We start from the raw sequence: 24,780 nt of genomic DNA, 5'->3' as shown, positions 1-24,780 counted from the left end.
AACTGCACCATATAACGAGCATCAATTTGCCGCTTTAGCAGTTAATATAGACATTGTAACAAAGCACAGACCCCCAGCCTAGTGCTTTAAAGCGATTTATAAAAAAGACTGTGGCATAATCGCCTATCTTGAGGATTTTTGAGTAGGTTTAAGGTGTCAAAAGGTTTATTTCGCTCTGGTATGATTGTTAGTTGTATGACTATGATATCGCGTATTTTAGGGCTCGTTCGAGATGCTGTCGTTGCCAATTTATTAGGCGCAAGTGCAGCGGCTGATGTTTTTTTATTTGCTAACCGTATTCCTAATTTTTTACGCCGTTTATTTGCAGAAGGTGCCTTCGCACAAGCATTCGTACCTGTGCTAAGTGAAATTAAAGAACAGCAAGGCGACGACAAGGTCAGACTTTTTGTTGCACAAGCAGCAGGCACATTAGGAACCATTTTACTAATTGTCACTATTATAGGTGTTGTTGCTTCCCCTGTTATTGCAGCACTATTTGGTACCGGTTGGTTTATAGATTGGTGGCAAGGCGGACCTAATGCCGAAAAATTTGAACTTGCAAGTTCACTACTTAAACTTACATTCCCTTATTTATTTTTTGTAAGCTTAGTTGCACTTAGTGGTGCGGTTATGAATGTGTATAACCGTTTCGCTGTTGCTGCATTTACACCAGTTTTGCTTAATGTTTCTATTATTACGTGTGCAATTTTTTTACATGATAAATTTTCAGTAGGTGCTTATGCACTTGCCATAGGTGTATTTTTCGGTGGTGTAGTGCAGCTACTATTTCAACTACCGTTCTTGTATCGCGCTAAAATGTTGGCGCGTCCGCGCTGGGCATGGCAAGACGAAAACGTAAAAAAAGTACGAAAACTTATGCTACCGGCTTTGTTTGGTGTCTCTATTAGTCAAATTAATCTGTTGCTAGATACCATGATTGCGTCATTACTGATGACGGGTTCAATTGCGTGGCTTTATTATTCTGACCGCTTAATTGAATTTCCGTTGGGATTATTTGGTATTGGTATTGCGACAGTTATTTTACCGGCGCTTTCTAAACTACATAGCAGTAAAAAAAGTAGCGATTTTCAGCATACTCTCGATTGGGGAGTTCGTTTTGTTATATTTTTAGGCCTACCAGCAATGATAGGTTTAATGATCATCAGTCCACTTATTATTACCGTATTGTTCGACCACGGTGCATTTAAAGAAGACAGTATTGATCATGTCAAAGCTGTAAGCTTAGGCGTAGTCGCATATTCGGTCGGACTTGTAAGCTTTATGCTAATAAAAGTACTCGCTCCTGGTTTTTATGCTCGTCAAGATACAAAAACACCGGTGCGTATTGGTATTATTACCTTAGTACTTAATATGGTGTTTAACATTATGCTGGCTCCTTTCATTGGTTATTTAGGGTTGGCACTTGCTACTTCGTTATCGGCTAGCTGCAATGCATTTTTATTATACAGACAGCTTAAAAAAGAAAATGTATACCAGTTCTCATCAATGAGTATGCGTTTTACACTTAAATGTGTTGTTGCAAGTATTGTTATGGGAGCTGTCACATGGTTTGTGAGCAGTTACTATTATTGGGCTACATGGGCCTTTACGCAGCAAGTAATATTATTAGTAGCGCTAGTGGCTTTGGCTGGTATTAGCTACTTTGCAATGCTATTTGTGATGGGCGTTAGACTAAATACGATAAAAAGTGTAGCAATTACTGAATCAAACTAAAAAAAAGATTATAATCGGCAACTCTGCGGCTTTAATCATTTTTTAGCCGTAATTAATAGCTCGCTAAACAAGGCATTAGGTGGCATGGAGTTAATTAGAGGTATACACAATATTCGCCCACACCATTTTGGTTGTGTGTTAACTATTGGTAATTTTGACGGCGTTCATTTAGGCCACGCAGAAGTATTAAAAGGTTTACTTAGCGATGCTAAAGCGCATAGTTTGCCTAGCACTGTAATGCTGTTTGAACCCCAGCCACAAGAGTTTTTTGCTAAAAACAATGCCCCTGCACGGTTAACGCGCTTACGAGATAAGTTACGTTTATTGAGTGATTTAGGTATTGAGCGAGTTATTTGCATTAGCTTTAATCAGCAATTTGCAAACATGCATGCTGAGCAATTCGTTAATGAGATTTTGATTAAAAAGTTAGGTGTTAAAGCACTTACTGTTGGTGATGATTTTAAGTTTGGAAAGCAACGCCAAGGTAACTTTCACTTACTTACTAGCATGGGTGAGCAAGCGGGCATGGATGTAAAAAGCACCGCGAGCTTTCGTCAATTAAATGCTAGAGTAAGCAGCACTTTAATACGAGATGCTTTAGCATCCGGTGACTTAGCGAGTGCTAAAATAATGCTTGGTCACGATTATGCTATTTCTGGGCGTGTTATACATGGCTGGAAAAGAGGACGTGAACTCGGTTTTAGAACGGCAAATATAGCCCTAAAACGCCAAGTGTGTCCTGTCAACGGAGTGTTTGCAGTGCAAGCAACGATTGCAGGAAAACAGATTTTTGGAGTTGCAAATGTAGGTAATAAGCCGACATTTAATGGAACTCGTGCATTATTAGAAGTTCACCTTTTTGATTTTGCACAGGATATTTACGGACAATTTATGCATGTGGAGTTAATAGAAAAACTTCGCGATGAGAAAAAATTCGAGACATTAACACAATTAACGGCGCAAATAGCAACTGATGTTGCTGCCGCTAAGCAGTGTTTTGGTTTAAATCAGTTAGCCGATAGAGACGGAATGTAGGATAAATGAGCGACTATAAACATACTTTGAACTTACCGGAAACACCGTTTCCAATGCGTGGCAATTTGGCACAACGTGAACCAAAAATGCTTAAAGCATGGTATGAGGACGACCTTTATGGTCAAATTCGCAGCGCTAAGAAAGGTAAAAAAACCTTTATTTTGCATGACGGCCCTCCGTATGCAAATGGCGATATCCATTTAGGCCACTCAGTTAATAAGATATTAAAAGATATTATTGTTAAGTCTAAAACATTATCTGACTTTGATTCACCATTAGTTCCAGGTTGGGATTGTCATGGTTTACCAATCGAGTTAATGGTTGAGAAAAAAGTAGGCAAGCCGGGTGTAAAAGTTACTGCGAGTGAGTTTCGTGAAAAATGCCGTGCATACGCTAAAAAACAAGTTGAAGGTCAAAAAGTTGATTTTAAACGTTTAGGCGTATTTGCAGATTGGGATAAGCCATATTTAACAATGAACTTTGACTTTGAAGCGAATGCAATTCGTGTGCTTGGTCGAATTATTGAAAAAGGTCATTTGCATAAAGGCGCCAAGCCTGTGCATTGGTGTACAGACTGTGGCTCTGCATTAGCAGAAGCAGAAGTTGAATACCAAGATAAGCAGTCACCAGCAATCGATGTGCGTTTTACATTTGTTGATCAAGATGCTGTTGTTAGTGCCTTTGATCTAGCTGATGGTCATAAAGGTGAAGGCAGTGTTGGTACTGTTATTTGGACAACAACACCGTGGACGCTTCCTGCAAACCGCGCTGTGGCTGTGCATGCCGATTTAGAGTATGCGTTAGTACAGGTTGAAGATGAAGGCGTACAACAACGCCTAATTTTAGGTTCTGAGCTTGTTAAAGATGCTATGGACCGTTTTGGTTTTAATCACTTTCACGTACTAGGGTATGTAAAAGGTGCAGCGCTTGAAAACTTGCAAGTAGCCCATCCTTTTTATGATTTTAATGTACCAGTGATTGTTGCAGAACACGTAACTACTGATTCAGGTACTGGTGTTGTACATACCGCCCCAGGCCATGGTCAAGAAGATTTCGTGGCAGGCTTAAATTACAACCTTGAAGTGGCTAACCCTGTTGGTGCAAATGGTGTTTATTTACCAGATACCGAACTTTTTGCAGGTCAGCACGTATTTAAGGCGAATGCGAGCGTAATTGAAGTGTTAAAAGAGCGTGGTGCGCTTATGCATCACCATGCGCTTACGCATAGTTACCCACATTGCTGGCGTCATAAAACACCAATCATTTTCCGTGCTACACCACAATGGTTTGTAAGTATGGATCAGGCTAACTTACGTCAAGATTCTCTTGCTGAGATTAAAAACACGCAATGGTTACCAGAGTGGGGCGAAAGCCGTATTTCTAACATGGTTGAAAGCCGCCCAGATTGGTGTATTTCTCGCCAGCGTACTTGGGGCGTTCCTATTGCATTGTTCGTTGATAAAGACACCGGTGCACTTCACCCAAATACACAAGAGCTAATTGCTCAAGCAGCAGAGCTTGTTGAAAAGTCTGGTATACAAGCATGGTACGATTTAGAACCAGCTACTTTACTTGGTGAAGAAGACGCCAAGCAATACATGAAAGTGCAAGATACGCTAGATGTATGGTTTGACTCAGGTGTGTCACACGCTTGTGTAGTAGATGCACGTGAAGACTTGGTTGGTCCGGCTGACTTATACCTTGAAGGTTCTGATCAGCACCGTGGTTGGTTTATGTCATCAATGATGACATCTGTGGCTATTAATGGTCATGCGCCATACCGCCAAGTATTGACTCATGGTTTTACTGTTGATGAAAACGGCCGCAAAATGTCTAAGTCATTAGGTAATGTTATTTCACCACAAAATGTGATGAATAAACTAGGTGCTGACATTCTACGTTTGTGGGTGGCTTCTACCGATTACACGGCAGAAATGACTGTGTCGGATGAAATATTTAAACGCTCAGCCGATCGTTACCGCCGTATTCGTAACACCAGCCGTTACTTGCTTGCTAACCTAAATGGTTTTAACCCAGAAACAGATCAAGTAGCTGTTGATGATATGGTTGAGCTTGATAAGTGGATTGTTGGCCGCGCAGCTCAGTTGCAAGACGAGATTTTAGCCGCATACGACAGCTACCAAATGCTATTAGTAACTCAAAAGCTAATGAACTTCTGTACGGGTGAGCTTGGCTCGTTCTATTTAGATGTTATTAAAGATCGTCAATATACAGCTAAGAGTGATAGCCATGCACGTCGTTCATGTCAAACTGCGCTTTATCATATCGCAGAAGCAATGACGCGTTGGATGGCACCTATTATGAGCTTTACCGCACAAGAAATTTGGGAAGCGTTACCGGGTGAGCGTAGTTACTACGTATTTACATCAGTTTGGTACGATGGCTTACAAGCGCCAACAAATAGCCAATTTAGTAACGATGATTGGTTAGAGATTTTAACTGTACGTGACGAAGTAAACCGCTTATTAGAAGCTGCACGTAAAGAAGAAGTAATTGGTGCAACACTTCAAGCAACGGTGAATTTATTTACGGGTAAAGAGCTTGCCGCTAAATTAAACGCGCTTGGTGATGAACTGCGTTTTGTATTGTTAACATCAGCGGTGAATGTTACTGAAGTTGATAGCCAGCCTGCAGATACACAAGCTACCGAAATTGAAGGTTTGTTCATTAGCGTTGCTGCAACAGATGCTGCTAAATGTGAGCGTTGTTGGCATTACAGCGAAGATGTAGGTGTTGAGCCTGCTCATCCTGAAATTTGTGGTCGTTGTGTAAGTAATGTTGACGGCGAAGGTGAAAAGCGTCAATTCGCTTAGGAGTTATTCTTAGTGAGCAAACTAGCCCAAAAAAGTGGTTTAGTGTGGCTTTGGTTGAGTCTATTACTTTTAGTAATAGACTTTGCCAGTAAAACACTTGTTGTAGGGACTATGGCTTATCAAGAGTCTATAAACTTACTCCCTGTTTTTAGTATTACTTATGTACATAACTATGGTGCTGCTTATAGCTTTTTAAGTGAAGCGGGTGGTTGGCAGCGTTGGTTTTTAAGTGCAATTGCCGTTGCTATTAGTGCTTTGCTTGTATGGTGGCTAAAACGCTTACCTGCTACAAATAAAGTACTATGCGGTGCTTATGCATTGGTACTTGCTGGCGCTATTGGTAATTTATACGATCGTATTGCGTATGGTTATGTAATCGACTTTATTCACGTTTTTTATAAAGACTCACATTTTCCTGTATTCAATATTGCCGATTGCGCTATTTGTATTGGCGCAGCATTATTGTTATTTGACGCCTTCACCGGCGAGAGTCCAAAGGAGCATAAAGCATGAGCCAAGCTGTAATTGGTGAAAACTCGCAAGTTATTTTCCATTTTTCTATTAAATTAGAAGATGGCTCTGCCGCTGATTCTACCAAGGTGCACAACAAACCTGCTAAATTAACAATGGGTGATGGCAGCTTAACGGCAAACTTCGAAAAGTGTTTATTAGGGCTAACTGCAGGCGAAAGTAAAACGTTTGAATTAGAACCTGAAGATGCTTTTGGTCAGCCAAACCCAGATAATATTTACTACGTTGACCGTAGTAAGTTTGGTCCAGAAACACCAGCTAAGGTAGGTGCAATTATTGCGTTTACTCAACCTGATGGCACTGAGCTTCCTGGTTTAGTTCGCGAAGTGCAAGGTGAGTCGGTAACGATTGATTTTAATCACCCTTTATCTGGCCAGCGTTTAACCTTTGAAGTTGATATTATTGAGGTGGAAGGTTAATGGAAATATTACTAGCTAATCCTCGCGGCTTTTGCGCTGGTGTTGACCGTGCTATTAGTATTGTTGAGCGCGCTTTAGATATTTTTGAAAAGCCAATTTATGTTCGCCACGAAGTAGTACATAACCGCTATGTGGTTGATGGACTAAAAAGCCGTGGTGCGGTATTTGTTGAAGAGCTTGATCAAGTACCTGACGACAGTATTGTTATTTTTAGCGCACATGGCGTATCGCAAGCGGTTCGCAGCGAGGCTAAACGTCGTGATTTAAAAGTATTTGATGCAACGTGTCCGCTTGTAACTAAAGTGCATATGGAAGTTACACGTGCGAGTCGCAAAGGTATTGAGTGTATTTTAATTGGACATCATGGTCACCCTGAAGTAGAGGGAACAATGGGACAATATGATAACTCAGACGGTGGTATTTATCTTGTTGAAACCGTTGATGATGTTGTTGCGCTTAATGTAAAAAATGCTGAAAATCTTTTTTACTGTAGTCAAACGACTTTATCAGTTGATGATACTGCTGATGTTATTGATGCACTACGCAATAAGTTTCCATCAATTGACGGACCTCGTAAAGATGATATTTGTTATGCAACGCAAAATCGTCAGGATGCTGTTCGTGACTTAGCTGACAAAGTTGATGTGCTATTAGTTGTTGGCGCTAAAAACAGCTCTAACTCTAATCGCTTACGTGAACTTGCAGATAAAATGGGCACTGTTGCTTATTTAATTGATGATGCAACTGATGTGCAAGAGCAGTGGGTTTCAGGTTCTAAATCAGTGGGTGTAACTGCGGGTGCATCTGCGCCAGAAGTACTTGTACAACAAGTTATAAGCCGATTAAAAGATCTTGGTGGTACGCAGGTTGTTGAAAACCCAGGCGAAGAAGAGAATATCGTATTTGCTGTTCCTGTAGAGCTACGTTAATTTAAAATTTAGATTATAGGAGAGTCGTTATGAGCAAGTCACTAAAAGATGATGGTTTGCTTTTTTCGGCTCTTTTTAATGAGCGAGGCGTACTAGCTTCGCTTATTGTTTCTCAAGTTATTGCTATTGTTTTAGCCTTTGCACCCAATGTAGAAGGCGATATTTGGCTTCGACTTGGGATCATTAGTTTGTTTATGCATTTAATTGTTTTAGTCGGTACCTCTTCTTTATACTTTTGTCGTTTTTTTTTACAAAACCGTACTCAAGCTTTTCAGTTAGGTTTGTTTTTTATCTTTTTTTTATTATCTACGTGCATTTTTAGTATTTTATTTTCCCATTTTGCTTTTGATATAGATGATACAGATAACTTAATTTATTTCACACTTCGCAATTGCATTATAGTGGCTTTGCTGGCGGCTTTATTCGTCCAATTTTTATTAATTCATTTTGAAAAAGAGCAGCAAACTAAAGCGCTTTCTCGAGCTGAGCTTGATGCCTTGCAAGCTAGAATACGTCCTCATTTTTTATATAATAGTTTAAACACTGCTGCAGAGCTTACTCATCATGATGCCGATGCGGCAGAGCAGGCTATTTTAGCATTAGCCGCCTTATCGCAGGCTGCAATGCACTCAGGAAAAAATGTATCTCTTGACGATGAAATAACGCTGAGTAAGCAATATATAGCACTTGAAACATGGCGTTTCGGTAATCGCTTAAGAGTTAATTGGCAAATACCTAATGAACTACCTGCATTGAGCATTCCTTGTTTAATCCTGCAGCCATTAATTGAAAATGCAGTATGCCACGGCGTTGAAACAAGTGAGCATGGTGCAGAAATAAAAGTAGAGCTACATATAACTACCGGCTATATAACCATGATTGTTTCTAACCCTGTAACAATTTCTAATGCTCAAACTAGGCCTAATAACGGCATGGCGCTTGAAAATATCCGCCAGCGATTAAATATTTATTATAAAAATAAAGCGCAGCTAACAATTACTAATAAAAATGATGTGTTTAGGGTCAAGGTCGTGATCCCTAAGCTTATTGAGGGTAGTGTATGAACGTACTCATTGTAGATGATGAACCTCTTGCGAGATCGCGCTTAATTCGTTTGTTGGCTCATGATAAAAGTATAGTTGTACAAGGCGAGGCAAGTAATGGAAATGAAGCCCTAGTACTTGCTAAAAAGCAAACGCCGGATCTGATTTTTTTAGATGTTGATATGCCTGGTATGAATGGTTTGCAAGTTGCTAATGAGCTCAATAGTTTAACTCTACCTCCTGCTATTGTTTTTATAACTGCTCACCCTGAGCATGCCTTCGATGCTTTACAATTAAGCGCTGCAGGCTATTTAGTTAAACCTATTTCAGAGCAATCATTGCAAAAGGTGCTTAAGCAAGTTGGGCGCTTAAATAAAGTACATATTCAAAAACAACAAAATGCAAAAATCTCTTATCAGCTCGCTGGTACTCTACGCAGTGTTGATATAAATGATGTTTTGTATTTTAGTGCCGAAGAAAAGTATACCAAAATGATATTCTGTGGTGGAGAAGCTTTACTTGAACAAAGTCTAAAACAATTAGAGTTACAATATCCTACACATATTTTGCGAATTCATCGCAATACATTGGTTAATAAACAAAAAGTAATTGCTTTGCATTCAAAAGCGAATGGCAATCATATGATTGAGCTACAAGGGGGCAGTGAGCTATTGCCAGTGAGCCGCCGTGAGCTTAAATTAGTTAAAAATTCGCTTTAGGCTTACCTTGCAATTAACTCCCCCCTGATTTAAATACATTTGAGCTTTAATTATCAACGGTGTTATTGAATAAACAGATTTAATTAACCGTTTATCAACAAATATAACCGCTTGTCTTAGTCCTCATTGATTCCTCAAATAAATAACATAAACTTATAATCAGATAATTTTTATTTGGTTTTATTATGCAATCACCTCACATAAAAGTGCAAAGAGGCTTCACTCTGATTGAAGTGCTAATTGCATTTATTATTCTTAGTTTTGGCCTTCTAGGCGCAGTTGCTTTGCAAGCAAAAGCAAAGCAAGCAAGCTTTGATTCTATGCAGCGTGCTGCTGCAGTTGCACTTGGTAATGATATTGTGCAGCGTATCCGTGCTAACGATACCCCGCAAATAGCCGGACTGTACACACAGACATTTGATAGTGAAACTGCTACTACAACCTCGCAGGCGTGCTTTACAAACACTTGTAGCGCAGCGCAAGTTGCGGCGTTAGATCTTGAGCAGTGGAAAAGAGCTATAAGAGCTCGAGAAAATACGGGAACTTTAGATGGTGCTACCGTATGTATTGCACCTACCGCAGTTGCTGGTTCGGGTGGTAAAGCATTTAATTTAGAAGTAATTGTTTCGTGGCAAGGTCGACAAGAGTTCAATGCAAATGATGCTACTGGCGCTATAAAGTGTGGAACGGCTGACAAAAAGCGCCGCTTAGTTGTTTTAACTAGTTATATTTACCTTAGGAGCTAACATGAAGCAAAAAGGTTTTACACTTGTAGAAATGATGATTTCATTATTTATTGGTGGATTAATACTAGGTGGCGTTATGTTTACCTATATAGGAATGAAAGTAACCACTAAAGATACGATGACTATTGGTGAGCTTCAAGAATCAGGGCGCCTTGCAATTAACATTATGCAACGTGATATTGAACAAATTGGCTTTTGGGGAACTTATTATGACGATTCGTTCACCGCAATAAACACAGATACACTAGCAAACCCTGGAACAGACTGCTTTGAAGGATTAAATAATGGGAGTTTCCCTGATTTTGCTACAGCTAGTAATTTTAGAACTATTTACGCAAAGGTTGCAGGCGAATCAAAAGAGCTTAACTGTCTAAATAATCCGATTAAAAGCACTGACATTATTCAATTAAAATTTTTACAAGGCAAGAGTTTAACAGTTAATGCAGTAACTAATGAGACTCAGGCCGATGAAAACTACTTTGTAGCTGAGCAAGAGAAAGCTCAATTTTTCCGTGGAACGGTTAACGCTGCTTCTCTTAATGTTAATGCAACTGTTTGGCCTTATAGCCATCATGTTTATTATCTATCAGAACAAACTTATAAAGTTAATAATAAGAATTTAACTGTACCTGCATTAATGAGAAAGCGCCTTGTTGGTGGAAATATCAACACAGAAACTATTATGGAAGGTGTTGAGAATATGCGGTTTGTTTTTGGTCTTGATACTAACAGTGATAATCGCGTAGATACCTACCGAAGTATTCAAGATATGAAGCATACAGATTGGGAAAATCGTAAAGGTATTTTAACTGTTCAGGTTTTTTTATTAATACGCGCATTGCAGCCAGACCCAGGAGTTAAAATTAAAAACCAAACTTACACATTAGGTGAAGATGAAGACAAGCGTGAATTGAAATTTACCGATAGTTTCAGACGCACAGTGTTTACCACGACTATTCGATTAAATAATGTTGGATCAAATTTATGGCGTATTTAAAACAATTACAAAAAAAACAGCAAGGTGTAGTTCTAATTACAGCTTTAATAATGGTTATTGCAGTGACCGGTATTGCTGTGACACTTATGAGCAGTAGTAGTATTGATATTAAAATTACCAATGCAGCACAAGAGCGCGAAGTAGCCGAAAATGAACTCATTGGTGAAGTGCAACGCATGATCTCTGATGAGGCAAATCAAGGCGCTGATAATCATTTCTTCCTGACTCCCGATGAAGTAACTGCAATCGCGGATGGTGATGACAAAGGTATGGTGATTGCAAATCATGCAGATATGCAAAGCAAAATGACTAACCTGAACAAGGGGGAGCTAGATTTAGAATGCCCTCGACGCTTTAATTTTACAGCAGGTATATCGTGCAATATGTTACAGGTCGCCACTACGATAGAATATGGTTCTAAAAGTAAGCATGAACTAACTATTGTTACAGGTATAGCACAAGAAATGGCCAGCGTAAGCAAGGGGATTTAAGATGAAATTTAAATTAAACAAAGTGTTAGCCTCTTTGCTTGGCTTAACAATAAGTATGTCGGTATTTGCAGAGGATATTGAGCTTTATGTAAATCATGATGTAGAGACAGACGAAAATCCAAGAGTGTTAATGATATTTGATACTTCAGGAAGTATGGCTTGGGATGTTGTAGATGGAGGCAGGTGTTATCGTCGTTATCAAAATGGACAGTTCTATGAATCTGATTGTTTTAAAAGTCAGACTTACTTTAATTATACACAGCAGTGTTACAAGTCTGTAAATGGATATGCACAAGCTATTTGTGAAGATAGCCGATTATTAGTAGCAAAAAACGCCGTTAGCCAACTAGTTACTGATAATGATGATATTGATTTTGGTTTAATGAGATTTAGAGAAAGTTCAGGTGGCTATGTATTAGCAAGGCTTGGTTCTAACAAAAATACCTTACTTAATGAAATTGATGATTTGCCTGCAAGTGGAGCAACTCCCTTAACAGAAACCTTATGGGAGGCGTATAGATATATTACTGGGCAAAGTCTTTACTATGGTTATGGTATTAACAATAGAGATAAAGCAGCTGATGCTAATGGAACTTATAAGTCACCATTTAAAAAGGAGTCAGGAGATCCTCTTAGGTGCGATAACTCAATTAATATTATTTTGATGACTGATGGAGATCCCACTAACGATGATGGTCGTGATGATCAGATTAAAAGTGTACATAATAATTTATTTAATGATTCAATCCCTTTTGTGAGTGGTGATTATTCTAATAGCTATTTAGTTGCTCTATCAAAAATAATACATGGAACAAATAATACAAAAGTAGATTTATACTCTGAGACAAGCGATGTGCTAGATACGGGTAGAGTTTTTACCATTGGCTTTGGCACAGGAATGAGTGATGGCGGTATTGACTTACTAGAGAAAGCGGCATCGGTTGGTGGAGGGCAGTACTTAGAGGCGCGAACTTCAGAGGCTTTATCAGAGGCATTAAAAAATACGATTTCAAGAATCAGAGAAGTAAATGATAGTTTTTCATCACCTTCAGTTGCAAGTAATAATGTAGATCAAACTCGTAGTCGAGATGCTGTTTATTTTGCCATGTTTTACCCAGAAACAGGTGCTCGTTGGCGTGGAAACCTAAAAAAGCTGAAAGTATCAGGGAGTCAAATTGTTGACTCAAAAGGATTATCGGCACTTGATGAAAATGGCTTGATTGACGAAAATGCAGAAACATTTTGGTTGCCAAGCGGGGAGCCAGCTGATGGTAACTTAGTTGCACAAGGTGGTGTAAATCTTCATTTAACTACATTAGATTCAGATAGCCGTAATTTATACACTGACAATCAGGGAGCAATAGTAAATTTTAATACCTCAGTTGTCAGTGATATTCTTAATTTAGTCAATAATAATCCTCTGAGCTTATCGAGCGATGATATTAAATGGGCGATGGGTGTTGATGTTGATGATGATGATGCTGATGGGTCTAACGTTGACCAGCGTCAAGATATTTTTGGTGATCCTCTGCATTCTAAACCTGTCGCAATCGATTATGGTAATGATGATATTCGAGTTTTAATAGGAACAAATGCAGGCTTTTTGCATATGTTCAAGGATTCTGATGATAGCGTAAGTGAAAGTTGGGCATTTATACCGTCTGCTTTATACGACATTATTGAACCTCTACGTAAAAATCAGGCCGATACGAAAGTATATGGTATGGATGGCCCTATTAGTATTTATTTTGATAATAAAAACTTAAATAGTGATGGTTTAAACGACGGTATTATTGATGCGAGTGGCGACGATAGAGTGTGGGCTTTTGCAGGAATGCGTCGCGGTGGTAAAAATTATTACGGACTTGATATAACAAACCCAAACATACCAAAAAAATTATGGGACGCACCAATAGAGGGCGGAAAAGGCGATTTTAAAGAGCTTGCGCAAACATGGTCAAAGCCACAAATAGCCTATATTAAAGCATTTGGTGATAAGCCTTTATTAATTTTTGGTGCTGGATACGATACAAATAAAGATGCAGCTATTCGTAGTGAGGATAATATAGGGCGAGGTATCTATATTGTTGAAGCCGAAACAGGTAAAAGAGTATGGGCATTAACACCCGATATTAATGGCTTTAAAGGTAAGCATAGCATTGCTGCAGATGTTACCACGCTTGACTCGGATTATGATGGGTATATAGACCGAATTTATGCGGCAGATACTGGTGGAGATATTTGGCGTATAGATATGCCAGGCACTAGTACTAGCGAATTTAGTCACTTTAAATTAGCTGAACTTGGCAGTAATAAAGCAACTGAAGACCGACGCTTTTTTTACAAACCACTCGTTGCACGAACTATTTATAGTAAAGTAAGCGAGACAACAATTGATGGTAGTACTGTTATAACACGCTTAGATACGCCGTATGATGCAATAGTTATTGGTAGTGGTAACCGCTCAAAACCAACCGGTACCAATGAGAAAGATCAACTGTTTATGATCAGAGATGAAAATACAGTTACTAAATCGTATAAAACGAATGCACCAGATACTATTGTACCTGCTGATTTGATGCAAATGAATTCAGACCCATTTGGTAATGCTCTAGATGACGTTGATGATTTTGTTGACTTAGAAGTCGGCTTGGCTAAATTTAATGGCTGGAGATATGAGTTAGGAACGGGTGAAAAATCACTAGCTGCTGCTACAGTTGTTGGCGGTGTTGCTTATTTTACAAGTTTCACACCTGCATCAGATACATCGACTGAAAACCAATGTTCATTAAGTGGTGGTGGTGGTTCTTTATACGCTTTTCACTTACATTACGGTACTAAAGTGTATGACGACCTTAAATTTACAACCAGCTATGATGTACCAGATACACCTCAGTTATACTTTGGTGAAGGCGCTTCATGTGTAGATGGTAATGGCGATGGTAAATGTGATGACGACCCAACAGTTGACGTAATACAAGAAAGTCAGTTTTATTTAATTGGCCCTGGTATTAAAGGTGAAAATGCGGAAAATCCAATGAAACCTGTAGAAATAAAAGGTCCTGGTTTAACTGTTGTCGATGGTAAAGTTGTATTGGTTAATGACAATGCAGTAGGGTTTGGCTTCAAAACCCAACAAACATATATCTATAAACGTGAAGAAAATGACGAAGTTAATAATTAAGGAAATTAAATGAAGAAACAACATGGGTTTACCTTAATTGAGCTGATGATAGCGGTTGCAATTGTAGGCATACTTGCTTCAATTGCATTGCCCAATTATACAGAATATGTAAAGCGTGCTTCGCGCGCTGAAGCGGCTGCAGCATTGCTAGATGCTGCAAATAAGGAGGAGCAGTATTTTGTCGATAATAGGGAATATACAGAGACATTTACTGATTTAGGATTGCAAAGTAAGACCGAAAATGGTCACTTTGAGCTATCTATAAAGGTAGTCGATAGCAATACCTTCACTATTACAGCTAAGCCTATAGATGGTCCTGTAAAGGGGGATAATGACTGTAAAGAGCTTACAATTACTGACACAGGTCTTAAAGGTGCAAAAGGAAGTAAAGGTAACTCTGATATTGATTATTGTTGGGGTCGATAATAGCCTAGATTACTTCTTCTGACACTTATCAGTTGATTTGATGCGAATTCTACCCGTTTGGCTTACAGATAAAGCCAATCCTTCGAGATTGGCTTTATTGCTATTGGGACAATATATAAAAGTCCCATTTTGAAAACCATTTAAAGAACCATCTGGACGAAACGTAATGGCGTTGCGCGGATACTCTAAAGTATCAGCGTCATGAACATCCTCGAAAGTGCTTAAGAGTAACTCATCATCATCTAGAGTCGTTGATTTATCTTTGTCGATAAAGAGTGACATTTGACCATCCCACTCGTCCTTTGTACATTGACTGCCTTTTAGTGCGCAAAGTGTGACGTAAGTCCCATTTTCAATTGCGTAAAGGCGGCCATAATTTATATTTCGGTGTAGCAGATTCACATGGTTATCTAATCGGTTTTTAGCCAAGAAATCTGGATAAAACCACATCGACAATTGACTGATAATACTGACAACAGCCATCGATACCATTAATTCAAGAAGTGTCACTCCCTTGTTTTTTGATATTGATAATCTCATCCTTGAAGACCTGAGTTAATAAATGATTAACTGAGTCTAGTAAATGATACAAATATGACAAGATGAATTTGTATGTTTTTTAACCGCAAGTCTGAGCTGTATCACCAGTATAAAAAGAAGTACCAGATTGAGATACTGTTAAAGCTTTATTATTTTCACTGCCATTATTAGGACAAAATACAAAATCACCGGGTTTCGTTGTTATTCGACCACTGGTATTAAATCGTAATCTCCTATCATTACCAGTATATTTTATTTTGTCATTAAGGCTTATTTTTTCCATGACACGTAGTAAAGAGTCTGTAGAGCTGTTGTATTGACCACTATTATCACCATCAATGAATACAATGATAATTTTATTTCTGTCCCATCGATTACGACATTGCATTGTATCATTTTGATTTTTTACTTCACCATGCTGCGCGGCGCATATAACGACTATTTCATCTGTACTCGCTGCTTGAGAGCGTGCGTAGCTAATATTTCTTTTTAATTCCAACAAAAAATTCTCAGCTCTATTTTCTTCTAGCATATCGCTGCTATTCCAAATCGCAATTGATGCAATAATGCCAACGATAGCAACGGTTACCATGAGTTCTAAAAGGGTGAACCCGTTTTGTTTGTTTTTCATATTAATCTCATTTACTGCTAGTCATTTAAGTATAGCTATTTTTATATAATAAATTATACCATGATCGGTTGTTTTATCACCGTAATTCAATTGCTTTGTTTGCTATGAACACCATGATTGTCTAAAATCGAGGCAACTGGAGCTTTCAAAAGTAATCAATATGAAAAAAATAGAAGCAATTATTAAACCTTTTAAGTTAGATGATGTGCGTGAAGCGTTGTCTGATGTAGGTATTACGGGGATGACGGTAAGCGAAGTTAAAGGCTTTGGACGTCAAAAAGGTCACACAGAGCTATATCGTGGCGCAGAGTATATGGTCGATTTTTTACCTAAAGTAAAACTTGATATTGTATTGACTGATGAAGATGTAGACCGTGCAATTGAAGTTATTGTAAAAACGGCGCAAACAGGAAAAATCGGTGATGGTAAAATATTTATCACAGATGTTGAGCGTGTAATACGTATTCGTACTGCAGAGGAAGATGAAGAAGCGATTTAAGCTTGTTTTTCTATGTAGTAAAAAGGCGCTTAGTAAGCGCCTTTTTTATTTAGTGCTTTTATTTAGTTCTTTTATTTAGTTTTCGTGTTTGCTTTGCGTGTTCACTAAGCTCAGTTAAACCTAATTGGTCGTAACTTTTCTCCATCATTTCAAGCGCGGGATCTAAGTAACTGCTTTGTGAATAATGCTCAACAACAAACTTACCTCTATTAGCAGCAGCTAAATAAGCTTCACGTTCGTAATAGTAAGTTGCTACTTTTAATTCATAACGTGCCATACGGTTTAAAAGCCAAACTAAACGACGCTTAGCTTCAGGCGCGTAATCACTTTTAGGAAAACGTTTTACTAATGTAGATAAATCAGTAAATGCAACACGAGTACGGTTAGCATCACGGTCGGCTCTATCTACACCAAAGTACTCTTGGAACGCATTTTTATCTGCTTTAATGTTTACTAAACCACGCATGTAATACATGTAGTCTAAATCTTTATGATTTGGGTTTAAGCGAATAAAGCGGTCAATGGTTGCAAGTGCTTGTTCAGTATTACCTGATTGATAATGTGCATAGACTAAGTCCATTTGTACTTGCTTAGAGAATGGGCCAAATGGGTAGCGAGAGTCTATTGCACTCAAAAGTTCAATTGCACGAGCATATAAACCAGAATCTAGCGTTTCTTTTGCATCTTCATATAAAGCGTGTGCAGACTTATTCGGTACACGTTGAATGTCTTCTTGGTCTGGAGCAGACGAACAAGCGCCTAAACTAAGTACAGAAACTGAAAAAACAATGGCAAATGCACGTTTCCCTATTTTATTTATCATTTTATTTGTTACCTTCGATGTCTTCGGCTAGGCCAAGTCGGTAAAACCGAGTAAACTATGCGTATTATATTATGCTTTTATTAAAAGCGATTCTAACCCAGTCGAGCAAAGCTTGCACTGGTAAATTGGGTAAAGTTACTAATGTCAGAGCAAATTTCTCTTCAAGCCGACGTTCCAACCGAATTAGGTGGTAAACGTCTAGACCAAGTATTAGCACAATTGTTCCCTGATTATTCACGTTCTCGTATAAAAACGTGGATTTTGGATGATAAAATCACTGTAGACGGTGAAATTTTCAACACTCCACGCGAAAAACTACTAGGTGGTGAAGTTGTAAGTGTTGAAACAACAATTGAAGCACCACGCGAATACGAAGCACAAGATATCAAATTAAACATTGTTTATGAAGACGATGATATTTTGGTAATTAATAAACCAATGGGCCTAGTGGTTCATCCTGGTGCGGGTAACCCTAATGGAACAGTGCTAAACGCATTGCTACATTACTACCCTGAAATAATTAACGTGCCTCGCGCAGGTATTGTGCATCGTTTAGATAAAGACACGACCGGTTTAATGGTTGTAGCTAAAACGATTCAGGCCCAAACGCATTTGGTAAAAGCACTACAAAAGCGCGAAAATTTCACTCGTGAATATGAAGCACTGTGTAATGGCACCATGACTGCTGGTGGTATGGTTGAAAAAGCAATTGGCCGCCATCCTACGCAGCGTACGCATATGGCCGTACATGAAATGGGTAAGCCGGCAATTACACATTACCGTGTTGCTGAAAAATTCCGTGCTCATACTCGTTTACGTTTGCGTTTAGAAACAGGTCGTACTCACCAAATTCGTGTGCATATGGCACATTTAAATCATCCGCTAATTGGCGATCAATCTTATGGCGGCCGTCCGCGTCCACCTAAAGGTGCAACACCTGAGTTATTTGAGTTACTCCGTAGCTTTAGACGCCAAGCACTGCATGCTGTAAAATTAAGTATTGCGCACCCAATCACCGGTGAAATGATGACATGGCAAGCTCCTATCCCTGACGATATGGTTGCTATGACACATGCACTACGTGAAGATACTAAAGCTAATCCTGATATCGATAGATAATGCACTTATTGTCAGCGACATGGCAAAACCTTCATAAAGTAGGAACGTTAAGTACTACTTGTGGAGGTGGTGTTTCAAAAACCCCATTTAAAAGTTTTAATTTGGGATACCATGTTGGTGATAATAAAAGTGATGTATCAAAAAACCGCTCACTATTAACCAAACTCTTACCTAAACCTGCCGTGTGGCTAAATCAAGTTCATAGCTCTGATGTTGTTATTGTTGATGAATATTTTGACTCTAAAAAGTTACATAATGCTGATGCGCTTTATACTCAGTTATTAAACCAACCTTTGGCTATAATGACTGCCGATTGCTTACCTATTTTATTAGTGAGTGATGATGAGAATGAAGTTGCAGCTATACATGGTGGCTGGCGAGGGCTTGAGCAGGGAATTATTAAAAATACTTTAGAATGTTTTAGCTCAAAGTATGAAAATATAAATGCTTGGCTAGGGCCTGCAATTGGGCCAACTCAATTTGAGGTTGGGGCTGAAGTGCTTGAGTTATTTCAAAAAAGGTCTTCTTCATTTGTTCAAGCATTTACACCACAAGCTAATGGCAAATATCTTGCTGATATTTATGGCATTGCGCGTACTTTACTTACCCAGCAAGGCGTTAAAAATATTACAGGCGGCGACTATTGTACAGTCTCTCAAAGTGACTTATTTTTTTCTTACCGGCGAGATGGACAAACCGGACGCATGGCAAGTTTGATCTGGCGCAAGTAATTAGCACCTTTAGCTATTATATTTCTCTCTATACCTTGAACAAACACCTAAACATACCCATTAATTAAGCAATTAGATTATTTAATAGGTAACACCATGCGTTTAGATAGATTTACAAGTAAATTTCAATCTGCGCTTTCTGATGCGCAATCGCTAGCCCTTGGCCGCGATCATCAATTTATTGAACCCGTACATTTAATGTATTCATTACTGCAGCAAAGCGGCTCCAGTGTGCGCGCGTTATTTGCACAAACGGGGGTTAGCGCAGATGAACTTAACACCAAGCTTTCTCAAGAAATAGAAAAACTATTTAAAGTAGAAGGCGTAGGTGGCGACGTACAGCTATCAAATAATATGGCTTCACTTATTAACCTATGTGACAAGTATGCACAAAAACGCAAAGACAAATACATTTCAAGTGAATTGTTTGTACTGGCAGCATGCGACGATAAAGGTCCACTTGGCGATATATTCAGATCGTTAAATATTACCTCCACTAAAATTGAAACCGCAATTAAAGCGATTCGTGGTGGTCAAAAAGTTGATGACCCAAATGCCGAAGAAACACGCCAAGCGCTTGAAAAGTACACGATTGATCTAACTGAGCGAGCAGAGCAAGGTAAGCTTGACCCTGTTATTGGTCGTGATGACGAAATTCGCCGCACGATTCAAGTACTACAACGCCGTACTAAAAATAACCCTGTATTAATCGGTGAGCCAGGTGTTGGTAAAACAGCAATAGCAGAAGGTTTAGCACAGCGTATTATTAATGGTGAAGTACCTGAAGGATTAAAAAACAAGCGTGTTTTATCGCTTGATTTAGGAGCACTAGTTGCGGGCGCTAAATATCGCGGTGAATTTGAAGAGCGTTTAAAATCAGTGTTAAACGAATTGGCTAAAGAAGAAGGCCAAGTCATTTTATTTATTGATGAAATACACACTATTGTGGGTGCAGGCAAAAGTGATGGCGCAATGGATGCGGGTAATATGCTAAAACCTGCTTTAGCACGCGGTGAGTTACACTGTGTTGGCGCAACCACGCTTGATGAATACCGTAAATATATAGAGAAAGACGCAGCACTTGAGCGTCGATTCCAAAAGGTACTCATTGAAGAGCCGTCGGTTGAAGATACCATTGCAATATTGCGTGGCTTAAAAGAGCGATATGAGCTACATCATTCAGTAGAAATTACTGATCCCGCGATTGTTGCTGCGGCGCAGTTATCTCACCGTTACATTAGCGATCGTCAGTTACCAGATAAAGCAATTGATTTAATAGACGAAGCGGGTTCTTCAATTCGATTACAAATTGATTCAAAACCAGAGTCGTTAGACAAGCTTGAGCGTCGTATTATCCAATTAAAATTAGAAGATAATGCACTTGCTAAAGAAAAAGATGAGGCGAGTCAAAAGCGTCGCACCGAAATGCAAGAGTTGATCACCGACCTTGATGGGCAATATCGTGAGCTAGACGAAATTTGGAATGCTGAAAAAGCATCGCTTCAAGGTACACAAGTAATTAAAGCCGAGCTTGAACAAGCAAGATTAGATTTAGATGTAGCGCGAAGAGCAAGTGATTTACAGCGTATGTCAGAACTGCAATATGGGCGAATTCCAGAGCTTGAACGAAAACTTGATTTAGCCTCACAAGCCGAAATGCAAGAAATGACTCTGCTTAAAAACCAAGTAGGTGAGGATGAAATTGCTGAAATTTTATCTCGCTGGACAGGTATTCCTGTTGCAAGAATGCTACAAGGTGAGCGTGAAAAGCTGCTGCAAATGGAAGATAAGTTACACAGTAAAGTAATAGGGCAAGATGAAGCGGTCGTTGCTGTTGCTAACGCAATAAGACGCTCACGTGCAGGACTTGCAGATCCTAATCGCCCAATTGGTTCTTTCTTGTTTTTAGGTCCAACAGGTGTGGGTAAAACCGAGCTTACAAAAGCACTGGCTGGTTTTATGTTTGATACCGAAGATGCCATGGTGCGTATCGACATGTCTGAGTTTATGGAAAAGCACTCAGTTGCCCGCCTAGTGGGCGCACCTCCAGGTTATGTGGGTTATGAAGAGGGCGGTTATTTAACAGAAGCTGTTCGTCGTAAACCTTACTCAGTTATATTGCTTGATGAAATAGAAAAAGCACACCCAGATGTGTTTAACATTTTACTGCAAGTGTTAGATGATGGCCGATTAACTGACGGACAAGGTAGAACTGTTGATTTTAAAAATACTGTTATTATCATGACATCAAATTTAGGCTCAGATATTATCCAAGAACAAGCGGGTAATAATGACTATACGACCCTTAAAGCTAAAGTAATGGAAGTATTGATTAATGAGTTTAGACCTGAATTTATTAACCGTATTGACGAGACTGTTGTATTCCACCCGTTAGCAAACGAGCATATAAAAGAAATAGCCGATATTCAGTTAATGAAATTACGTGAGCGTTTAACAGAGATGGGGTATCTGCTTGAAATAAGCGATGCTGCACTTGAGCGAATTGCAGCAAGTGGGTTTGATCCTGTCTACGGTGCACGCCCGCTTAAGCGTGCTATTCAGCAAACGATTGAAAATCCGCTAGCACAAAAGCTACTTAATGGGGACTACATACCAGGTAGCGTGATTGTTATTGATGCAAATGACGACTCTTTGGTATTTACCAAACGCTGATTGTAAATAATTAAACTCTAAAGCCGCTAAAATAGCGGCTTTTTTATTTTTGTTAAACTTTAAAAGTTAGTAATAAATCGCTCACCTTACGTGAACCTTCAACAAGTTCAGCAGCACCTTTTGCCACATTAAAGCTTAAACTTAAGTTGTTATCACCGAAGCCTTTAATTTGCGAAACATTATTACTAATATCGTTACTAACCATTTGTTGCTCTTCTGCAGCGGATGATATTTGTATTGCCAAGTGAGATATTTCACTGATTTGGATAAAAATACCCTCTAACTCAACTTGGGTTTTATCGGTTGTCAAAACACAGTTATCGGCTTGTTCTTTAGTGCTTTGCATTACTTTGGACCAGCTAAATAAAGTGTCTTGTATTTCTTTAATAGAACTATGGATTTGCGTCGTAGCATTTTGAGTGCGTGACGAAAGAGTCCTTACCTCATCGGCGACTACTGCAAAGCCTCGACCATGTTCTCCTGCTCTAGCTGCTTCAATCGCTGCATTAAGAGCAAGTAAGTTAGTTTGATCGGCAATTCCCTCTATTTCACTCATTACCTTACCAATTTTATCTGCTTCAGAGGCTAAGCTGGTGGCTGTATTTGCTGCTTGTTCTACTTGAGAAGCTAAGTCAGATACCATTTTACTATTATCTGCAATGTGGTCTTTTATCTCTGAGCAACTTTGATGGGTGTTATTCACTTTATCAGCTGTTTGAGCTGTATTTACTGATATTTCACCAATGGTAGAGCTCATTTGGGTCATCGCTGATGCAATTTGCTCTAAACGCTCCCCTTGTGAAGAAATGCCTTCTTCGGTGAGTGTTGATTGTTTGTCTAAATCAGTCGCGATGCCATTAAAGCTTAATGTTGAGTCTTTCATACGACCAAGAACCGTGCGTAGTTTTGCGCTTAGCATTTGCTCTCTATAATCACTTACACTGTGCGGTGTGTAGCCGCTGTAAATATAGCGAGAGACTGAATCGGCTTTTGCTTTTTGTTCGCGTAATATTTTAGGGGTAACAATGAGTTCGTCATAATTTAGCACAATAACTAAGGCACAAATAAATAGGCTAATTGCAGCAATGGTGATTGATGCCGCAACAGCAATAAAAATCAGCCAAAATAACAAGCATATAAAAGTAATGCTTTGCCTTATTGCGGTGTGTTCTCGCAGTTTAAATAATGATTTGTTGGTATTTATTTTGTTGTAAAGTGTTTGTGCACGTTGCTTAAGTTGAGAGTTTGCTTTGGTTCTTACAGATTGATAACCAACAAGTCGGCCACGTTCAAAAATGGGGGTTACAAAGGCATCTACCCAGTAATAGCGGCCATCTTTACAGCGGTTTTTAACCATACCGCGCCACGAGTGTTCTTGTTTTAATGTTGCCCACATTTCTTTAAAGGCTGTTTTTGGCATATCAGGGTGACGAACAATATTATGATGCTGACCAATAAGCTCTTGTGCGCTATATCCTGCAACAGCACAAAACGCTTGATTGACGTATGTTATTACACCTTTAAGGTCAGTAGTAGAAACCAGCTCTTGTGATTCATCAAAGTATACTTCTTCATTTTTTAAGCTTTTATCATTGTGCATTGTGTTTATTATCATCCTTTATTGTTGCAGTCATTATATTGCTTACACACTACAAAGCAAAAAATAGCGTCTTTCCGTCTATGCTCATAAGACAAATGATTGTATTTATTGATCTAGATCAAGTTTAAATACCAGGCAGCTAAATTGAACTGATTTTGTATAAGTTCCGGTCTATTACTATAGGCTGATATTTTACTTATTTGATTTATAATTAAATACGTATTTAAAGCATTTGTATAATGCACATAGCAATGGCAATATTACGACTTAATATAATGATGTTGGTCATATTAAGCGCATGTATAAAGTGGGGAAATAATTATTAAATTTGAAAGTTATATAGTTCTTAGCAATTTATACCAGTTGCATTAAATAAGTGATCTATTATAGCGCTAAGAAAATAGCACAATAACAAGGCGAAAATTATGACATATAGTTGTTCTATATGAATAATTTTTAACGCAGTGAGGGCGTTATTTAACGCGATATAATGATCATATTTTCAATAAAATTGGTATTCATCTTGAGTCTAAGTAATTAGCCCCCATAACCTTATGATTAAGCCACGTGGCCCGAGGAAAGATTTTTTGACAACACATGATTTAGCTAACGCACTTGAAGCGTTATCAGTAGATGAGCACCAACATGCAGTTAAAGGCATTAAACGTGGCATAGAGCGAGAGTCACTAAGAATACAAGAGAATGGTGCTATATCACCTAAAGGCCATCCAAAAGGGGTGGGCAGTGCGTTAACTAATGGCCATATCACAACTGATTTTTCTGAATCTTTACTTGAATTTATTACTCCAGTTAGTGAGTCGTCAACGCAAACTCTTAAACAATTAAAAGACCTTCAAAAGTTCACTCTAGAAAAGATGGACGATGAACTGCTTTGGCCTATCAGTATGCCGTTCTTTATTGAGCATCAAGATGATATTGTTTTAGCTCAATTTGGTAGTTCTAATACAGGCAAAATGAAAACACTATACCGTGAAGGATTAAAAAATCGCTACGGTAGTATGATGCAAGCAATTGCAGGCGTTCACTTTAATATTTCATTTCCAGATACGCTTTGG

At 38.8% G+C, this 24,780-nt stretch carries 21 protein-coding genes and 1 pseudogene; 18 read left to right on the top strand and 4 right to left on the bottom strand.

Annotation, left to right across the window (positions count from 1 at the left end):
- The first annotated feature begins 195 nt into the window (after positions 1–195).
- The 13 genes from murJ (at position 196) to H5120_RS04305 (ending at position 15,088) form a co-directional block, all read left to right on the top strand.
- Positions 196–1,734, top strand: coding sequence for a murein biosynthesis integral membrane protein MurJ (gene murJ, locus H5120_RS04365; protein WP_404936089.1), 1,539 nt, complete (start codon positions 196–198; stop codon positions 1,732–1,734).
- Between the two features lie 84 nt (positions 1,735–1,818).
- The gene (gene ribF / locus H5120_RS04360) at positions 1,819–2,769 is read left to right on the top strand and encodes a bifunctional riboflavin kinase/FAD synthetase (protein ID WP_182673714.1); all 951 of its coding nucleotides are present in this window, start codon (positions 1,819–1,821) and stop codon (positions 2,767–2,769) included.
- Between the two features lie 5 nt (positions 2,770–2,774).
- On the top strand, positions 2,775–5,603 hold the full coding sequence (gene ileS / locus H5120_RS04355; RefSeq protein ID WP_182673713.1) for an isoleucine--tRNA ligase: 2,829 nt from the start codon (positions 2,775–2,777) through the stop codon (positions 5,601–5,603).
- Between the two features lie 12 nt (positions 5,604–5,615).
- Positions 5,616–6,116 carry a signal peptidase II gene (gene lspA, locus H5120_RS04350; protein ID WP_002958230.1) on the top strand — a complete coding sequence of 167 codons (501 nt, stop codon included), beginning with the start codon at positions 5,616–5,618 and terminating at the stop codon, positions 6,114–6,116.
- A complete protein-coding gene (fkpB, locus tag H5120_RS04345) occupies positions 6,113–6,553 on the top strand; it encodes an FKBP-type peptidyl-prolyl cis-trans isomerase (RefSeq protein WP_002958231.1) in 441 nt (146 codons plus the stop codon). Before lspA ends, fkpB begins: the two co-directional genes overlap by 4 nt.
- The gene (ispH, locus tag H5120_RS04340; RefSeq protein ID WP_002958232.1) at positions 6,553–7,482 is read left to right on the top strand and encodes a 4-hydroxy-3-methylbut-2-enyl diphosphate reductase; all 930 of its coding nucleotides are present in this window, start codon (positions 6,553–6,555) and stop codon (positions 7,480–7,482) included. Before fkpB ends, ispH begins: the two co-directional genes overlap by 1 nt.
- Before the next feature lie 29 nt (positions 7,483–7,511).
- Positions 7,512–8,546, top strand: a complete 1,035-nt coding sequence (locus tag H5120_RS04335) for a sensor histidine kinase (protein WP_182673712.1) — start codon at positions 7,512–7,514, stop codon at positions 8,544–8,546.
- Positions 8,543–9,244: a LytTR family DNA-binding domain-containing protein gene (locus H5120_RS04330; RefSeq protein ID WP_182673711.1), complete on the top strand. Its 702-nt coding sequence runs from the start codon at positions 8,543–8,545 to the stop codon at positions 9,242–9,244. Before H5120_RS04335 ends, H5120_RS04330 begins: the two co-directional genes overlap by 4 nt.
- Positions 9,245–9,429: 185 nt before the next feature.
- The gene (pilV, locus tag H5120_RS04325; RefSeq protein ID WP_182670894.1) at positions 9,430–9,990 is read left to right on the top strand and encodes a type IV pilus modification protein PilV; all 561 of its coding nucleotides are present in this window, start codon (positions 9,430–9,432) and stop codon (positions 9,988–9,990) included.
- A gap of 1 nt (position 9,991) precedes the next feature.
- Positions 9,992–10,987 carry a PilW family protein gene (locus H5120_RS04320; RefSeq protein WP_182670895.1) on the top strand — a complete coding sequence of 332 codons (996 nt, stop codon included), beginning with the start codon at positions 9,992–9,994 and terminating at the stop codon, positions 10,985–10,987.
- Complete coding sequence (locus H5120_RS04315) at positions 10,975–11,478, top strand: pilus assembly protein PilX (RefSeq protein ID WP_182670896.1); 504 nt, start codon at positions 10,975–10,977, stop codon at positions 11,476–11,478. The genes H5120_RS04320 and H5120_RS04315 overlap by 13 nt, the downstream gene beginning before the upstream one ends.
- A gap of 1 nt (position 11,479) precedes the next feature.
- Complete coding sequence (locus H5120_RS04310; RefSeq protein WP_182673710.1) at positions 11,480–14,662, top strand: pilus assembly protein; 3,183 nt, start codon at positions 11,480–11,482, stop codon at positions 14,660–14,662.
- Between the two features lie 9 nt (positions 14,663–14,671).
- Complete coding sequence (locus tag H5120_RS04305; RefSeq protein ID WP_182673709.1) at positions 14,672–15,088, top strand: type IV pilin protein; 417 nt, start codon at positions 14,672–14,674, stop codon at positions 15,086–15,088.
- Positions 15,089–15,097: 9 nt separating this feature from the next.
- On the opposite strand, the gene H5120_RS04300 is transcribed toward H5120_RS04305, so the two are convergent.
- Together H5120_RS04300 and H5120_RS04295 are read right to left on the bottom strand one after the other, a co-directional pair.
- Entirely contained in the window at positions 15,098–15,628 is a 531-nt protein-coding gene (locus H5120_RS04300) for a GspH/FimT family pseudopilin (protein WP_182673708.1), read from the bottom strand.
- A gap of 79 nt (positions 15,629–15,707) precedes the next feature.
- Positions 15,708–16,259, bottom strand: a complete 552-nt coding sequence (locus H5120_RS04295; RefSeq protein WP_182670900.1) for a GspH/FimT family pseudopilin — start codon at positions 16,257–16,259, stop codon at positions 15,708–15,710.
- A 160-nt stretch (positions 16,260–16,419) separates the two neighbouring features.
- Here H5120_RS04295 and glnB point away from each other — a divergent pair, with 160 nt between their 5' ends.
- A complete protein-coding gene (glnB, locus tag H5120_RS04290; RefSeq protein ID WP_182673707.1) occupies positions 16,420–16,758 on the top strand; it encodes a nitrogen regulatory protein P-II in 339 nt (112 codons plus the stop codon).
- A 58-nt stretch (positions 16,759–16,816) separates the two neighbouring features.
- On the opposite strand, the gene H5120_RS04285 is transcribed toward glnB, so the two are convergent.
- The gene (locus H5120_RS04285; protein ID WP_002962210.1) at positions 16,817–17,581 is read right to left on the bottom strand and encodes an outer membrane protein assembly factor BamD; all 765 of its coding nucleotides are present in this window, start codon (positions 17,579–17,581) and stop codon (positions 16,817–16,819) included.
- 141 nt (positions 17,582–17,722) lie between these two features.
- Between H5120_RS04285 and rluD the strand changes: the two genes are divergently transcribed.
- From rluD to clpB, 3 genes are all read left to right on the top strand, one after another.
- The gene (rluD, locus tag H5120_RS04280; protein WP_149594281.1) at positions 17,723–18,700 is read left to right on the top strand and encodes a 23S rRNA pseudouridine(1911/1915/1917) synthase RluD; all 978 of its coding nucleotides are present in this window, start codon (positions 17,723–17,725) and stop codon (positions 18,698–18,700) included.
- A complete protein-coding gene (pgeF, locus tag H5120_RS04275; protein ID WP_182670901.1) occupies positions 18,700–19,431 on the top strand; it encodes a peptidoglycan editing factor PgeF in 732 nt (243 codons plus the stop codon). Before rluD ends, pgeF begins: the two co-directional genes overlap by 1 nt.
- Before the next feature lie 96 nt (positions 19,432–19,527).
- Positions 19,528–22,104 (top strand): ATP-dependent chaperone ClpB, encoded by a 2,577-nt coding sequence (clpB, locus tag H5120_RS04270; protein ID WP_002962207.1) that lies wholly within the window; start codon positions 19,528–19,530, stop codon positions 22,102–22,104.
- A gap of 52 nt (positions 22,105–22,156) precedes the next feature.
- On the opposite strand, the gene H5120_RS04265 is transcribed toward clpB, so the two are convergent.
- Complete coding sequence (locus H5120_RS04265) at positions 22,157–23,704, bottom strand: PAS domain-containing methyl-accepting chemotaxis protein (RefSeq protein ID WP_182673706.1); 1,548 nt, start codon at positions 23,702–23,704, stop codon at positions 22,157–22,159.
- 587 nt (positions 23,705–24,291) lie between these two features.
- Between H5120_RS04265 and H5120_RS04260 the strand changes: the two are divergent.
- Positions 24,292–24,780: pseudogene (locus tag H5120_RS04260) on the top strand (glutamate--cysteine ligase); the annotation flags it as partial.

This window comes from Pseudoalteromonas sp. SR43-2 (genome assembly GCF_014163885.1).
GTDB lineage: Bacteria > Pseudomonadota > Gammaproteobacteria > Enterobacterales > Alteromonadaceae > Pseudoalteromonas > Pseudoalteromonas distincta.
This window is presented reverse-complemented; position numbering and strand designations above follow the sequence as displayed.

Bases quoted from the DNA above. Each gene is read 5' to 3' on its own strand.
- murJ (WP_404936089.1), top strand. From the start codon at position 196: ATGACTATGATATCGCGTATTTTAGGGCTCGTTCGAGATGCTGTCGTT.
- ribF (WP_182673714.1), top strand. From the start codon at position 1,819: ATGGAGTTAATTAGAGGTATACACAATATTCGCCCACACCATTTTGGT.
- ileS (WP_182673713.1), top strand. From the start codon at position 2,775: ATGAGCGACTATAAACATACTTTGAACTTACCGGAAACACCGTTTCCA.
- fkpB (WP_002958231.1), top strand. From the start codon at position 6,113: ATGAGCCAAGCTGTAATTGGTGAAAACTCGCAAGTTATTTTCCATTTT.
- ispH (WP_002958232.1), top strand. From the start codon at position 6,553: ATGGAAATATTACTAGCTAATCCTCGCGGCTTTTGCGCTGGTGTTGAC.
- H5120_RS04335 (WP_182673712.1), top strand. From the start codon at position 7,512: ATGAGCAAGTCACTAAAAGATGATGGTTTGCTTTTTTCGGCTCTTTTT.
- H5120_RS04330 (WP_182673711.1), top strand. From the start codon at position 8,543: ATGAACGTACTCATTGTAGATGATGAACCTCTTGCGAGATCGCGCTTA.
- pilV (WP_182670894.1), top strand. From the start codon at position 9,430: ATGCAATCACCTCACATAAAAGTGCAAAGAGGCTTCACTCTGATTGAA.
- H5120_RS04320 (WP_182670895.1), top strand. From the start codon at position 9,992: ATGAAGCAAAAAGGTTTTACACTTGTAGAAATGATGATTTCATTATTT.
- H5120_RS04315 (WP_182670896.1), top strand. From the start codon at position 10,975: ATGGCGTATTTAAAACAATTACAAAAAAAACAGCAAGGTGTAGTTCTA.
- H5120_RS04310 (WP_182673710.1), top strand. From the start codon at position 11,480: ATGAAATTTAAATTAAACAAAGTGTTAGCCTCTTTGCTTGGCTTAACA.
- H5120_RS04305 (WP_182673709.1), top strand. From the start codon at position 14,672: ATGAAGAAACAACATGGGTTTACCTTAATTGAGCTGATGATAGCGGTT.
- H5120_RS04300 (WP_182673708.1), bottom strand. From the start codon at position 15,628: ATGAGATTATCAATATCAAAAAACAAGGGAGTGACACTTCTTGAATTA.
- H5120_RS04295 (WP_182670900.1), bottom strand. From the start codon at position 16,259: ATGAAAAACAAACAAAACGGGTTCACCCTTTTAGAACTCATGGTAACC.
- glnB (WP_182673707.1), top strand. From the start codon at position 16,420: ATGAAAAAAATAGAAGCAATTATTAAACCTTTTAAGTTAGATGATGTG.
- H5120_RS04285 (WP_002962210.1), bottom strand. From the start codon at position 17,581: ATGATAAATAAAATAGGGAAACGTGCATTTGCCATTGTTTTTTCAGTT.
- rluD (WP_149594281.1), top strand. From the start codon at position 17,723: ATGTCAGAGCAAATTTCTCTTCAAGCCGACGTTCCAACCGAATTAGGT.
- pgeF (WP_182670901.1), top strand. From the start codon at position 18,700: ATGCACTTATTGTCAGCGACATGGCAAAACCTTCATAAAGTAGGAACG.
- clpB (WP_002962207.1), top strand. From the start codon at position 19,528: ATGCGTTTAGATAGATTTACAAGTAAATTTCAATCTGCGCTTTCTGAT.
- H5120_RS04265 (WP_182673706.1), bottom strand. From the start codon at position 23,704: ATGCACAATGATAAAAGCTTAAAAAATGAAGAAGTATACTTTGATGAA.